Annotated in this window: 13 protein-coding genes and 1 riboswitch; of the genes, 9 read left to right on the forward strand and 4 right to left on the reverse strand. The window is 41.2% G+C overall.

Going from position 1 to position 12,539, the window contains the following annotated elements; all coding sequences use genetic code 11:
• Position 1: 1 nt before the first annotated feature.
• Entirely contained in the window at positions 2-697 is a 696-nt protein-coding gene (locus tag CXF64_RS08920) for a DNA-3-methyladenine glycosylase I (protein WP_008167263.1), read from the reverse strand.
• Between the two features lie 191 nt (positions 698-888).
• A riboswitch (Lysine riboswitch) is annotated at positions 889-1,089 on the forward strand.
• Between the two features lie 190 nt (positions 1,090-1,279).
• On the opposite strand from CXF64_RS08920, the gene dapA reads away from it, so the two are divergent.
• The 5 genes from dapA (at position 1,280) to CXF64_RS08945 (ending at position 6,494) form a co-directional block, all read left to right on the forward strand.
• Positions 1,280-2,164 (forward strand): 4-hydroxy-tetrahydrodipicolinate synthase, encoded by an 885-nt coding sequence (gene dapA / locus CXF64_RS08925; protein WP_101216839.1) that lies wholly within the window; start codon positions 1,280-1,282, stop codon positions 2,162-2,164.
• Between the two features lie 15 nt (positions 2,165-2,179).
• The gene (locus CXF64_RS08930) at positions 2,180-2,920 is read left to right on the forward strand and encodes a 2,3,4,5-tetrahydropyridine-2,6-dicarboxylate N-succinyltransferase (protein WP_007376223.1); all 741 of its coding nucleotides are present in this window, start codon (positions 2,180-2,182) and stop codon (positions 2,918-2,920) included.
• Positions 2,920-4,125, forward strand: a complete 1,206-nt coding sequence (locus tag CXF64_RS08935) for a PLP-dependent decarboxylase (protein WP_101216840.1) — start codon at positions 2,920-2,922, stop codon at positions 4,123-4,125. The genes CXF64_RS08930 and CXF64_RS08935 overlap by 1 nt, the downstream gene beginning before the upstream one ends.
• Before the next feature lie 5 nt (positions 4,126-4,130).
• Positions 4,131-5,252 carry a succinylglutamate desuccinylase/aspartoacylase family protein gene (locus CXF64_RS08940; protein WP_101216841.1) on the forward strand — a complete coding sequence of 374 codons (1,122 nt, stop codon included), beginning with the start codon at positions 4,131-4,133 and terminating at the stop codon, positions 5,250-5,252.
• A gap of 207 nt (positions 5,253-5,459) precedes the next feature.
• Positions 5,460-6,494 (forward strand): phospholipase A, encoded by a 1,035-nt coding sequence (locus CXF64_RS08945; protein WP_101216842.1) that lies wholly within the window; start codon positions 5,460-5,462, stop codon positions 6,492-6,494.
• 72 nt (positions 6,495-6,566) lie between these two features.
• On the opposite strand, the gene CXF64_RS08950 is transcribed toward CXF64_RS08945, so the two are convergent.
• A complete protein-coding gene (locus tag CXF64_RS08950) occupies positions 6,567-7,460 on the reverse strand; it encodes a bifunctional GNAT family N-acetyltransferase/hotdog fold thioesterase (protein ID WP_007582148.1) in 894 nt (297 codons plus the stop codon).
• 248 nt (positions 7,461-7,708) lie between these two features.
• Here CXF64_RS08950 and CXF64_RS08955 point away from each other — a divergent pair, with 248 nt between their 5' ends.
• Positions 7,709-8,422: a spermidine synthase gene (locus tag CXF64_RS08955; RefSeq protein WP_101216843.1), complete on the forward strand. Its 714-nt coding sequence runs from the start codon at positions 7,709-7,711 to the stop codon at positions 8,420-8,422.
• On the opposite strand, the gene dtd is transcribed toward CXF64_RS08955, so the two are convergent.
• Both dtd and CXF64_RS08965 read right to left on the reverse strand, forming a co-directional pair.
• Positions 8,411-8,848: a D-aminoacyl-tRNA deacylase gene (dtd, locus tag CXF64_RS08960; RefSeq protein ID WP_101216844.1), complete on the reverse strand. Its 438-nt coding sequence runs from the start codon at positions 8,846-8,848 to the stop codon at positions 8,411-8,413. The genes CXF64_RS08955 and dtd overlap by 12 nt on opposite strands.
• Positions 8,849-9,754 carry a virulence factor BrkB family protein gene (locus CXF64_RS08965; RefSeq protein WP_024600023.1) on the reverse strand — a complete coding sequence of 302 codons (906 nt, stop codon included), beginning with the start codon at positions 9,752-9,754 and terminating at the stop codon, positions 8,849-8,851. It lies immediately after the preceding gene.
• Between the two features lie 87 nt (positions 9,755-9,841).
• Between CXF64_RS08965 and CXF64_RS08970 the strand changes: the two genes are divergently transcribed.
• The 3 genes from CXF64_RS08970 to CXF64_RS08980 all read left to right on the forward strand — a co-directional run bounded on the left by CXF64_RS08970 (position 9,842) and on the right by CXF64_RS08980 (position 12,447).
• Complete coding sequence (locus tag CXF64_RS08970) at positions 9,842-10,498, forward strand: DUF2959 domain-containing protein (protein ID WP_010554796.1); 657 nt, start codon at positions 9,842-9,844, stop codon at positions 10,496-10,498.
• A gap of 73 nt (positions 10,499-10,571) precedes the next feature.
• Positions 10,572-11,651, forward strand: coding sequence for an MBL fold metallo-hydrolase (locus CXF64_RS08975; RefSeq protein WP_101216845.1), 1,080 nt, complete (start codon positions 10,572-10,574; stop codon positions 11,649-11,651).
• Between the two features lie 67 nt (positions 11,652-11,718).
• The gene (locus tag CXF64_RS08980) at positions 11,719-12,447 is read left to right on the forward strand and encodes a CBM9 family sugar-binding protein (protein ID WP_101216846.1); all 729 of its coding nucleotides are present in this window, start codon (positions 11,719-11,721) and stop codon (positions 12,445-12,447) included.
• The last annotated feature ends 92 nt before the right edge of the window (positions 12,448-12,539 follow it).

Genomic DNA, 12,539 nt, shown 5'->3' on the forward strand with positions numbered 1-12,539 from the left:
ATTATTGCTGACTTATACCAACACGGTTGTCACCTACGCCATAGGCCACAATTAAGCTCAACTCTTGCATACTTAAGCCACTTTGCTTTTGCATTTCGTTAAAAAAGGCTTGGGCTGCACTCAGTGATTTTTTAGTTTGTAAGCCGCCGTCTATAATTTTATGGGCACGCAAATAATTCTCTACATCGCGTGATAGTAAAAAAGTATCTTTACCAAGTGCTCGCAGTGCATAAGGCCCTGTATTTCCGCCTAAACGCGCACCATGCTTTTTTAAATACGCCCATAAACCAATAATATCGTCTGTTGGCCAATTAGCGATAAACTGACTAAAACTGCCATGTTCCCCTGCTATTTCGTGGATCATGTAAGCATTTTCGGTAATTGTTTTTACTTTTTTATAGTTACGAACAATTCGCTCATCCGTTGCTTTTTGTTCCAGCATATCAGGTGGCATCATTAATAACTTATCAACGCTAAAATCCCAAAAAACCTCTCTAAAGCCTGGCCACTTATTATTAATGACTGACCAATAAAAGCCACTTTGAAATACTTTTCGAGTAAATTCCTCAAGCCAATCGTCGTCACTTAACGTGCTTAGTTGTTTTTTAGATAGCGGTTTTGCGAGTAATAACTTAAGCATTTTTTCAGAGCCTTTTCGCTCTACCGCTCGCTTATAAATATCGCTAAATTTTTCCATCTGATTAATACCTTACTTCTACTATGGGTCTAGTGTACGAGAAAAGCACCCAATACGTAACCACCCCTCTTTTCGGTGAATTAATCTGTATTTAGTAGCTTGACACCCAGATGGCTAAAATGCTTTAATCGCCGTAATTACCCTATTTAAATTGCACAGGTTTGTAAGTTTTACTCTACAAACAGGTGCAAAGGGCTAGAAGAGGTGCGTTATTCAGGTAGCGTATGTTAGGAGCGCAAACTCCAGTGAGCATACGTGAGGGGAATTAACGCCGAGAAGTAACCACTTTTGCGAGGTGTTTATTTCGGGCGACTAGGTTGAACCCTAGCGACTGTCACCAATAGCTGCTTATAAAAAGCAGCTTATTAGTTTGGTGGAGAGCTTCTGGTCTTAAATATTAAGGCCGTGCGCCCTATTATTTTAAGCCCATTCGCTCTTCGAATTATTAGTTCGAACGACGTTAATGCGGCTCCTTCCATAAAGCTTTTTAACTCTTCGAATAATATCAATTGCATTAAATTAGTTATCGCTAAAATGATCACGTTTTTAATAAAGTTGGTACAAATTATAAGTTCGTGAGAGATGATCAACAACTTCAATTTAAACGACTACTCATTGTGGACCGCGCTCGTAACGCCATTTGATCAACACGGCGATGTTGACTACAACACGTTAACTAAGCTGGTTAGCGAGCAAGAAGCAGCGCATAACGGTATTTTACTACTTGGCAGTACGGGCGAAGGTTTAGCACTCACGCTAAAAGAACAACAAGCCATTGTTGAACACGTATGCCAACTAAAACCAGCAGTACCACTCATGGTTGCTGTGGGCGGTAGTAACTTAAAGCAACAAATTGAGTGGGTTAACTACTGTAATACACTCCCAATTCATAGCTTTTTACTTGGCTCACCGCTTTATGCAAAGCCCGGCGCTATAGGTCAAACTCATTGGTTTGAAAGCCTACTTAATGCAAGTGCTCACCCGTGTATGCTTTATAACGTACCGGGTCGAAGTGCTGTTAGCATTCCAACGGCAACAATTCAAAACTTACAAAATAATAAAAATTTATGGGCGTTAAAAGAAGCGAGCGGCAGCATTGCTCAGTTTGAAGCTTACCGCCAAGCTGCGCCTAATTTAGCTATTTTTAGTGGCGACGATGCGCTGATGCCTTATTTTGCTCAAGCTGGCGCAAAAGGTTTAGTGTCGGTAGCTGCAAATGCATGGCCCGCACAAACTCACGAGTTTGTTAAACGCAGCTTAAGTGGCCAACACCCTAATTTATTTGCCCAGTGGTCAAGCGCTATTAATAGCTTATTTGCTGTCGCAAACCCTATTCCCGTAAAGGTATTGATGCATTTGCAAGGCCGCTTAAGCAGCCCGCAACTTCGTCCACCTTTAACACACCTTGAGTTAACTCAAACCGATTGCATCACAACTGCAAACAACACCATTTTATCTTGGCATTAAATACAGGTTTTTATAATGAGCTGGTTAGAACTATTAAATAATTTAGAATCGGGCGCAGTACGCGCAGCATCACAAAACGAAAGCGGCCAATGGCAAGCTAACGTAGAAGTAAAACAAGGCATTTTGGATGCCTTCAAAAATGGCACTAATACTGAGTTTGCAGGTGGTTTTGTTGATAAACATAACTTAGCTCCGCAAGAATTTAGTACTGACGATGGCGTACGTATGGTGCCGGGTGGCTCTAGTGTTCGCCGTGGTGCTTATGTTGCTAAAGGCACGATTATTATGCCACCAGCGTATGTAAACATTGGTGCATACATCGACGAAGGCACAATGGTAGATAGCCACGCATTAGTTGGCTCGTGTGCACAAGTAGGTAAAAACGTACATTTAAGTGCTGCAGTGCAGCTTGGTGGTGTACTTGAGCCAATTGGTGCAAGCCCAGTAGTTGTAGAAGACGACGCCTTTATTGGCGCTGGCTGTATTATTGTTGAAGGTGTAGTCATTAAAAAAGGTGCAGTACTTGCCCCAGGCGTGCGTTTATCGGCGACTATTCCGGTATACGACTGCGTAAACGAGCGCCAACTAGATAAAGGCGAGCCAATCCCAGAATACGCGATTGTAATACCAGGCTCTCGCCCTGCGTCAAACGAGTGGGCGCGCGAGCAAGGCTTAAGCATGTCGTGTGCGTTAATTGTTAAATACCGCGACGAGAAAAGCGATGCATCGTTATTGCTTGAAGAGGTTTTACGATAATGAGCTTTTTGAGCACGCCTATCAAAACCGCTGTAAATACAATTACACAACAACTTGATACACCTTTTTTTGTTTACGACCTAGATCAACTAAACGCGCATCTTGCACGTTTAGTTGCGCAAACCGATGTAAAACTGTGGTACGCGGTAAAAGCAAATCCACTGTCTAAAATTATTCAAAGCTTAGACAACGCTGGTTTTAATTTTGACGTAGCAAGTAAAGGTGAGCTTGAGCAAGTGCTAGCACAAGGTATTAGCTCACAGCGCGTGCTCAACACAGGGCCTGCAAAAAGCCCTAAACAAATTAAACACTTTATTGAGCGCGGAGTACGTATATTCGTAGCCGAAAGCCTCAATCAAGTACGTTGGTTAAACCAACAAGCGCAACTACAAAATACGCAGTTACAAGTATTACTGCGAGTGCAATTACGCTGGCCTGAAGGTGAAAAAAACCCACTGGGCGGCGACAGCCTCACACCATTTGGTTTGGGTTGTGATGAGTGGCAAGCACTCAATGTAACCGACTACCCTGCACTTAAGTTTGACGGCTTACATATTTTTCAGTGGGGCAACATGCTTAGCACGCAAAAGCTAAGCGAATTGTGGTCACAAATGATTGCACCACTTAGCCAACTTGCCAGCGATTTAAATATTAGCCTTAAAATTCTCGATTTAGGTGGCGGCTTAGGTATTCCTTATACACAAAGCGAAACAACACTTGATTGGGATGACTTAATAGCTGCACTCGCTAAAATTAAAAATGATGCGGGCGTAGAAGAGTTATGGATGGAACTTGGTCGTTATGCCGTTGGCGAATGTGGTCATTACGCAAACCCAGTAATAGAGCGCAAACAAAACTATAATCAACAGCAAGTAATTTTAAGCGGCGGTATAAACCACTTATTACGCCCTGCTGTTACCAGCCAAGATTTTCCTGCTGCGTTACTGCGTGAATCCAGTGCTAAAACTCAAGCGGTCACTTTATACGGCCCGCTTTGTACAGCGCTTGATTGCTTAGGTGAGCATAACCTGCCAAGCGATTTAAATGAGCACGACTGGCTAGTGTTTAGCCAATGCGGTGCTTACGGCTTTACCGAAAGTATGCCGTATTTTTTATGCCACGAGCTCGCCGGCGAGTACACATTGCAAAACGGTGAACTTACCTGTGTTCGCCAAGCCGAAAATGCCAGCCACTACTTAAGGTAATAAGCATGAGTAATACAACACACATCGGCCAAGAGAACATTGTAGTAGGGGAAGTTGCAAACGGCTTACCGCTTACAATTCCTGTTTATCGCTTAAAAGGCGATGGCACAGGGCCTAGTGTTTATGTTCAGGCCAATATGCATGGCGCTGAAGTGCAAGGTAACGCAGTTATTTTTCAGCTACTTGAGCAATTAAAACACCTAAACCTTAATGGCGATATTACATTAGTACCTTATGCTAACCCAATTGGTTGTAATCAAAAATCTGGCGAGTTTACCCTTGGCAGGTTCGATCCGATTACGGGCACTAATTGGAATCGCATGTATCACTACAATAAAAATTTAGTGGCACAGTTTTCACAAAATCATACCCAGTATGACGACGCTACATTAAAAAGTAACTTCAAACAGGCGCTTATTGACGAAGTAGACAGCAAACTTAACGGCCCTGCTTATTTACTTAATACGGGTAAACGCATTGCACTTAACCTACAAAAGCTCGCTCATCAGGCTGATATAGTACTCGATTTACACACAGGTCCTATTTCAAGCAAGCATTTGTACTGCCCAACCTATGCAACCGACAGCGCGCGTTACTTTAATATTGAGCATGTATTGCTTATTCCTAGTGATTTTGACGGTGCTATGGATGAAGCTAACTTTTGCCCATGGTGGCATTTGAGTGATGCACTTAGCGAGCAAGGTCGTGAATTATCAATACCTGTAGAAGCATTTACTGTAGAGCTAGGCAGCCAAGAAAAAATAGACTTAAAAGAAGCACTAAACGATGCTAACAGCATTTTAAGTTACTTAAATCACAAAGGCGTATTACAAAACGCACCGCATACGCCAGCCAATATGACTCGCTATGCATGTAATTTAGATGACTACTTTGCTTATTACGCCCCTATTGGCGGCATGGTTGAATACTTAGCCCCACTTGGTGGGCACATTAAAGCCGGTGAGCCTATTGCTAATATTTTACGCATGGAGCGCTACTTAAGCGAGCAACCACTGCAAACACTTACTCTCGATTGCGATGCAATTGCCATTTTGCACTTTGCCTCGGCGAGTGTTAACCAAGGCACCGAACTTTATAAGTTTTTTACTAACATATTTGAGCTTTAGCTCACCCTTCTCATTGCGTGAGAGCACATAGTTAATGTGCATTAAAAAAGCGGCCTAGGCCGCTTTTTTTCTGATCTATATTTACTTTGTATACGTAATGTCCTTGTTATAAATACAAATTCAGTAAAAGTTCACCGTTACATATGTAAAAAGACGTTATAATTAAATTAACGCATACAACACAACCCGAACCCACAAGGAATTACAATGAGCTGGCGCCACTGGATCACACTTTCTGCCTTAATAAGTACAGCTACCTTCGCACAAGAAGAAGTTGCTACAAATGAGCAAGACAACGACATCGAACTTGTAAAGCAGTGTATTTTAAATGAGGTAATTGGCGGAGATGGTAAACAAACATTAGACGATCTTCGTAAAAAGTGTTCAGCTCTTGAAGAAGACAAACAACTTACCGCGCTTGATAAACGCCAAGCTCGTGAAGAAGTAGGTAAAAAAAATAGAAATGTAATTACGCCACATAAGCGTAACTATATTTTACCGCTTTCGTACGTATCACACCCAAACGATCGCCCATTTGATGGCTTTGACGCACTAACCGACGACAACGACGGTGAACCGCTCGACAACTTAGAAGCAAAATACCAGCTATCGATAAAAGTACCTCTTTACGATGATTTTTCGGATAAAGACCAAGCCATATTTTTTGGCTTTACACTGCAATCATATTGGCAGCTTTATAACTCAGAAATTTCTTCTCCATTTCGTGAGACTAACTACGAACCAGAGATATTTTGGATAAATTACCTCGACCCAGAAAACGTATTATGGGGCGACGAAATGGCAATTGCTTTAGGTATTTCGCATCAGTCAAATGGTCGAAGCCAACCAAACTCACGTTCGTGGAACCGTATTTATGCAGACTTTATCTGGGAAAACAGAGGCTTTGTTTTTAGCTTTAAACCTTGGTACCGAATAGCTGAGGACGAAAAAGAAGATATTTTAGAAGCCAATGGCGACGACAACCCAGACATATATAAATACATGGGTTACTTTGAGTTTAGCGGCGCGTATCGTTTTCATGACCATGAATTTAGCTTTATGACACGTAACAACTTAAATTCAGATAATCGTGGTGCAATTCAACTCGACTGGTCGTTTCCTTTATGGGGCCGCGTTCGTGGTTATGCACAATACTTTAACGGTTATGGCGAAAGCTTAATTGATTACAATGCGGATGTAGAACGTATTGGTGTAGGTATATTATTAACCGATCTGCTGTGATACTTCTCTAAGTTTTACACACAAAAAAGCCAAGCATCGCTTGGCTTTTTTGTGTTTTGAACAGCTAAACAGTTATTTTTTTACTACAAACTGCCCTTCAAATTCTGCAACCACGTTATCACCATCGTAAATAGTTACAGGCACTACGTAACTTGCTTTACCGTCGGTTTCTAAATCGCTTAACTTGCCCTTACAGGTTTGTATATCAACACAACCACGTGGGTCGGTAGTAAGCGGCTTTAAGTACTTAATGTTAGCATCGGCTAATACAATATTACCTTCAAGCCCAGCTTCTTTAAGCGCTAAGTACGTAGCGCCCCAACCTGTTAGCGTGGCCAAGCTATAAATAGAGCCTGCAAACATGGTGTTATGTAGGTTTAAGTTAGCGTCTAGGTCGGCGCTGGTTGTAAATTGCCAATCGGTATAGCTTTCTACCTTAATACCCATCGCGTCACTAATTGGAATAGACTCACGCCACGTATTTTGTAGTACTTGCGTCCAATTTGGATGACGGAACCAGCCTGGCTCACACGGTTTTTGCTTTACCATTTTAAAGTGTTGTACATCGCCATACGCTAAGTGCGCTTTTTCTTTTAATTCGTAACCGTGGCGTTTATAAAACTCAAGCGCACGTTCGCGTGCAAACAAAACCAGTTCATCGGCATTTTGTGTCCATGCTATTTTTTCAAGCTCATGAAGCAAACGACTACCAATATGCTGATTACGGTTCCCCTCTGCAACTGCCATGTAGCGCACTTGTGCTTGCTCATGATTGTTAAAGTGCAAACGTGCTACACCTAGCACTTCGCCTTCTTTATTTTTTATAAAGCGGTGCTCAGAGTCTTGTTCCATATCGTCTTGTTCAGAGCCACGAGGCTCGCCCCAAGGCGCGCGTAATACCTGCCAACGCAATTGGTAATACGCTTGCCAATCTTCGCTACTTTGTGGGGTGCTTACCTGAAACATACATACTCCTGTTGTTATATAAGCCGTAAATAAAAGTCAAAAAAAAGGCTACGGCGCTATACTAATAGTATTGGTTATCTACCAAGCTAAAAAAATAAAATAATTAAATTGATTGGCATTATTATGGCAAATACCATACTCCATCTTAAAAAAACTGCAAATACGACTTTGGTGATGGCTGTAAAATAACGTAAAAAAATAATGACAAAGGCCATTGCGCTTTAACGTTGCTAGTTTATGCTGAGAATATGACTGAAAAAATCAATTATATAAATTCACTGACGGGTTTGCTAAGCGATCAATTTATTGAAAATAGCCACAGCATTGGTCAGTTAATCTATTGGCATAAATGCAGTGGCGATCACATTCAAGTACGTGAGCACGAGCAGTTACGCTGGTTACTTATTAACGACACTCTTCAATCTGTTATTGATTTAAATAACCCGGATTTATTACTTTTTCCACACTTATTGTACCTAGATAAGCACTGGCAAGCTCTTAGCGCGCCACAAAAAGTGTTAGAACTCGGCCTTGGCGGCGGTGCAATTCGTAACTATTTACAACACAAATACCCTAAAGCACAAATAACATCGGTTGAAAAAAACGCCGATATTATTGATTGCTATACCCAGTTTTTTTCGTCAAATAAGAATGAGCAACTGCTGTGCGCCGATGCGCAACAGATTTTAGAAAGTGTGCAAAATATTGATTGGATTATTCTAGATTTATTTAGCCAAATAGACGCGCCTCGATTTTTATTTGAAGAGGCATTTTATAAAAAAATCTACTCGGCTTTAAATAACAACGGCGTGCTATTTATTAACTTTTTATCGCAGCATGAGTCGCAATTAAAGCAACTTCAGCAGCTATTACTCGATGTATTTGGTTGTAATATTAGCCCGCAAAAAATTACGGGCTATGTAAATCATATTGTCGTGGTAACCAAAAACTTAAACAGATAAGTTAAACGTAACGGGCCCATCGTTACACAAGCTTACTTGCATATCAGCACCAAACTCACCTGTGGCTATTGTAAGCCCCAACTCTTTAGCTTGAGCTACAAAGTATTCGTAAAGCTCGTTAGCTTGGCTTGGCGTTGCCGCAGATGAAAAACTAGGGCGCATACCCTTTTTAGTATCAGCCGCTAGCGTAAATTGCGAAACAACAAGTAACTCACCTTTAATATCTTTAAGGCTTAAGTTCATTTTGTCGTTTTCGTCAGTAAAAATACGATAATTACTTACCTTGTGTAAAAGCTTATCGGCCGTTTGTTTGTCGTCGTGTTTTTCAACGCCCAGCAACAACAATATACCTTGGCTAATTTCGCCTACCACGTGGTTGTTAATTTCTACTTTGGCATGCTTTACACGTTGTATTAAACCTAGCATTTAAACTGTGTCCTTTATTGCTGGTTCATCATCTTCTAGTTCAAGCTCTGGTGTTTCTGGAATATCATTTGGGCTAATGCACGCAGTAAATTCAGCGCCAAGCAAAACAACTACCCACGACAAATACACCCATACAAACAAAATAGGAATGGTTGCTACTGCGCCATAAATAACTTCGTACGACGGAAAATGACTAATATAAAGTGCAAACCCTTTTTTGGTCAGCTCAAATAAAAGTGCCGCAAAAAAAGCGCCAGGTATTGCCGCTCTGAACGACACCCGCGTATTAGGCACTAAGGTGTAGAGCATAATAAAGCCCACCATCGAAATCCCATACGGCAATAACTTTAACAAAAACCCACTAAACCCCGGAATTCCCTGATCAGCAAACGACACCAAAGATACAATATAAGAGGTAACACCAATACTGGCACCGAGCAACATAGGCCCTAAGCTCAAAACCATCCAGTACACAGCAAATGAGATCATCATTGGGCGCTTTTTCTTAATTCGCCAAATTCGGTTTAATGTGGCATCTACATTGCGTATTAACAGTAAGGCTATTGCAGCTAGAAAGCCAATACCCACCGCCGTCATTTGGTTGGCATTGCCCGCAAAGGAGCTAATATGCTCTCTAATAACATCGGTAGAGGTAGGGACAAAGTTGGTAAACAAAAAGCTCTCAATTTCCATGCGAGTAGATTCAAAGCCCGGAAAGGCTGAAAATATAGCAACACCCACCGCAATTAATGGCACTAAAGAAAGAAGGGTTACGTAAGCAAGGTAACCTGCATTAACCGTTATTTGATCGTCTATACAACGATTAAAATACTGCATCCACCAACCAGGTTGCTGGCGTATAAAGGACTTAACTTGCTGTTTGTAATGTGAGAGCTTATCATTCATACAATTGACTTGTGCTTATATAGTTTTGATTATAATAACAATCAGCGCCATAATTTACAGCACTAACGCTCGTAAACAGGAATTCAAATGAAAAAACAAACATTACTCAGTGTTTCAATGCTTGTAGTAACACTTACTTTAACTGGCTGCCAATCAGCTTATTATTCTGCGATGGAAAAAGTGGGTGTTCACAAACGCGATATTCTTATTGATCGCGTAGAAGAAACCAAAGACTCGCAACAAGAGTCACAAGAAGAATTTAAATCGGCACTAGAGCGCTTAACTACTCTAATCGATTTTAATGGTGGCGAACTACAAGACACTTACAATCAACTAAACGATGATTACGAGTCGAGCTTAAATGCCGCTAACGAAGTGTCAACTAACATCAATAAAGTAGAAGACGTGGCAGAAGCGCTATTTGATGAGTGGGGCGATGAGCTAGAGCAATACAAAAGCGCATCACTTAAGCGTGAAAGCAGCAAAAAGCTAGCCGCGACTAAGCGTCAATTTGATCAGCTATTACGCTCAATGCGCAGCGCAGAGAGTAAAATGGAGCCAGTATTAACCTCGCTTCATGATAACGTTTTATACCTAAAGCATAACTTAAATGCACAAGCGGTATCGGCTATTAAAGGTGAATTCACTAACCTTAAGCGCGATATTCAATTGTTGATGAACGACATGAACAAATCGATTGCCGATTCAAACAAATTTATTGAACAAATGAATAGCGCTGGCTAATTATTTGTTACTTTAACAAGCCTGCTTAATTGCAGGCTTTTTTATGTTAAAGGCATGCTAAAAGGGATTTACAATGAAACGCTTTTTAACCGCAACAATGCTCTTATGTATACTAACTGCCTGCGGTGCACCTAATAATATTAATCGTATTACCAGCTCTGACTCAGTTGTTGTTATTAATGATAAGAACGGTCGTTATAAAAATTTATACACAGGTGAAAAAACATATCCCACTACCTGTACTGAAAACTGCTACCCAGCCCACCCAGACTTACTATGCAAAACCGGCAGCGAAAACTGCCAGTACCAAGGCCAGCAAACTAAACCACAACTTAGTACCGGCTATACCGTACGCTGGCTTGGCCACGCTAGTTTTGTAATTAACACTCCAAATGGGCAAAGTGTGCTGTTTGATCCGGTAAAAAATCAGTTTGATTCTCCAGTCGCACTTGGCTTTAAACTCGGCGGCGGTATTTATCGTAAAGCAGGGGCTTGGCCTAGTGAGCAAGAACTGGAAAATATTGATGCGGTAATGTATTCGCATATTCATTACGATCACTTTAATAAGGCCGACATACAAAACATTGGCAATAAACCTCGCTATTTAACACCACTCGGTATGGCCGACAACTTCCCCACCGGCGGTTTTAGTATTAGCGAAATGCCGTGGTACTCAACAACCAACATTGACGACTTAGTTATTAATGCCGTGCCAGCTCATCATTTTAGCGCTCGTGTATTGGTGCCCCTTATTTACGAAGATAACAATAAAGACTTATGGAATGGCTGGCTGCTTGAACAAAACGGCAGTACCTTATTTTTTGCAGGCGATACGGGCTACTCAAAACACTTTAAAGACATACAGCAAAAATATGGCGATATAGATGTGTGCTTAATACCAATCGCATCTTACTACAGTAAAGAAAGTGGTAAATTTTATCGCTACGTTCACACCACACCAGAAGACGCGCTTAACGCAGCACAAGAACTTAACTGCAAAGTAATGATACCGTGGGGATACGGTAACTCAAGTTGGAAAATGGGCGACCATACTAGCCACTCTGCTTTGCTACGTTTATTACACATGGTTAAAAAAATGGATGCTAAAACACCGCTGTATATTTTAAACGAAGGCGAAAGTATTTCACTGTAACTATTTACTTAGCTGTTTTAAGATTGTTATTACATTAAGACAAATCCACAATAAAATTGAGAAATTAATGAAAAAATTAGCACTCGCCTTAAGCTTTTTATTAAGCACGCCAGCAATGGCTATTGATGTTGAACATACATCAACTCCAATTACTATTGATGGCGTATCAGAAAGTGCGTGGGATAAAGCCGCTTGGCACGATATGCCTTATTTAATGGATGGCACACTGCCATCAAACGATGCCGACTTTAAAGGGCGTTATCGCTTACTGTGGGATCAAAACTATTTATACCTACAAGCCGATATTGTGGATGACGTTTTAATAGATACACACCCCGACCCAACCTATAAATATTGGGATGACGATGCGCTTGAAGTATTTATTGATAGCGATGCATCAGGCGGAAATCATCAATTTAATCACACCGCTTTGGCGTACCATATTGGCCTTGATAACCAAGCCGCCGATTACGGACCTGATAAACAAGCCCATTTGTATACCGACCACCTAGTGAGTAACTGGAAGCGTAACACCACCGCGCCCTTTAACATTACCTGGGAAGTAGCGATAAAACTCTACCCTAATGATTATAAAGAAGGGGCTAAAAACACCCCACTTACACTTAGCGAAAAACAAGTAATAGGCTTTATGTTAGCGTATTGCGATAACGATGGCAGTGACGTGCGCGAGCATTTTATGGGCTCACACGAAGTACAGCCAGTAAATGGCGACAGAAACCGTGGTTTTATAGATGCCGACGTATTTGGCAAAATCACCCTACTTCCTAAAAAGTAAGTTACTACCAATAAAATAATTGAACACGTATGTTGGGTTGAGCGAAGCGAAACCCAACGCAAAAACATCCCACCAACAAACACTGATACTTT

Origin of the sequence: Pseudoalteromonas sp. GutCa3, from assembly GCF_002836155.1 — a bacterium.
GTDB lineage: Bacteria > Pseudomonadota > Gammaproteobacteria > Enterobacterales > Alteromonadaceae > Pseudoalteromonas > Pseudoalteromonas arctica.

Excerpts from the sequence above, each read along its gene's own strand:
- CXF64_RS08940 (WP_101216841.1), top strand. The coding sequence starts at position 4,131 with ATGAGTAATACAACACACATCGGCCAAGAGAACATTGTAGTAGGGGAA.
- CXF64_RS08980 (WP_101216846.1), top strand. The coding sequence starts at position 11,719 with ATGAAAAAATTAGCACTCGCCTTAAGCTTTTTATTAAGCACGCCAGCA.
- CXF64_RS08955 (WP_101216843.1), top strand. The coding sequence starts at position 7,709 with ATGACTGAAAAAATCAATTATATAAATTCACTGACGGGTTTGCTAAGC.
- CXF64_RS08930 (WP_007376223.1), top strand. The coding sequence starts at position 2,180 with ATGAGCTGGTTAGAACTATTAAATAATTTAGAATCGGGCGCAGTACGC.
- CXF64_RS08935 (WP_101216840.1), top strand. The coding sequence starts at position 2,920 with ATGAGCTTTTTGAGCACGCCTATCAAAACCGCTGTAAATACAATTACA.
- CXF64_RS08950 (WP_007582148.1), bottom strand. The coding sequence starts at position 7,460 with ATGTTTCAGGTAAGCACCCCACAAAGTAGCGAAGATTGGCAAGCGTAT.
- CXF64_RS08945 (WP_101216842.1), top strand. The coding sequence starts at position 5,460 with ATGAGCTGGCGCCACTGGATCACACTTTCTGCCTTAATAAGTACAGCT.
- CXF64_RS08920 (WP_008167263.1), bottom strand. The coding sequence starts at position 697 with ATGGAAAAATTTAGCGATATTTATAAGCGAGCGGTAGAGCGAAAAGGC.
- dtd (WP_101216844.1), bottom strand. The coding sequence starts at position 8,848 with ATGCTAGGTTTAATACAACGTGTAAAGCATGCCAAAGTAGAAATTAAC.
- CXF64_RS08965 (WP_024600023.1), bottom strand. The coding sequence starts at position 9,754 with ATGAATGATAAGCTCTCACATTACAAACAGCAAGTTAAGTCCTTTATA.
- CXF64_RS08975 (WP_101216845.1), top strand. The coding sequence starts at position 10,572 with ATGAAACGCTTTTTAACCGCAACAATGCTCTTATGTATACTAACTGCC.
- CXF64_RS08970 (WP_010554796.1), top strand. The coding sequence starts at position 9,842 with ATGAAAAAACAAACATTACTCAGTGTTTCAATGCTTGTAGTAACACTT.
- dapA (WP_101216839.1), top strand. The coding sequence starts at position 1,280 with ATGATCAACAACTTCAATTTAAACGACTACTCATTGTGGACCGCGCTC.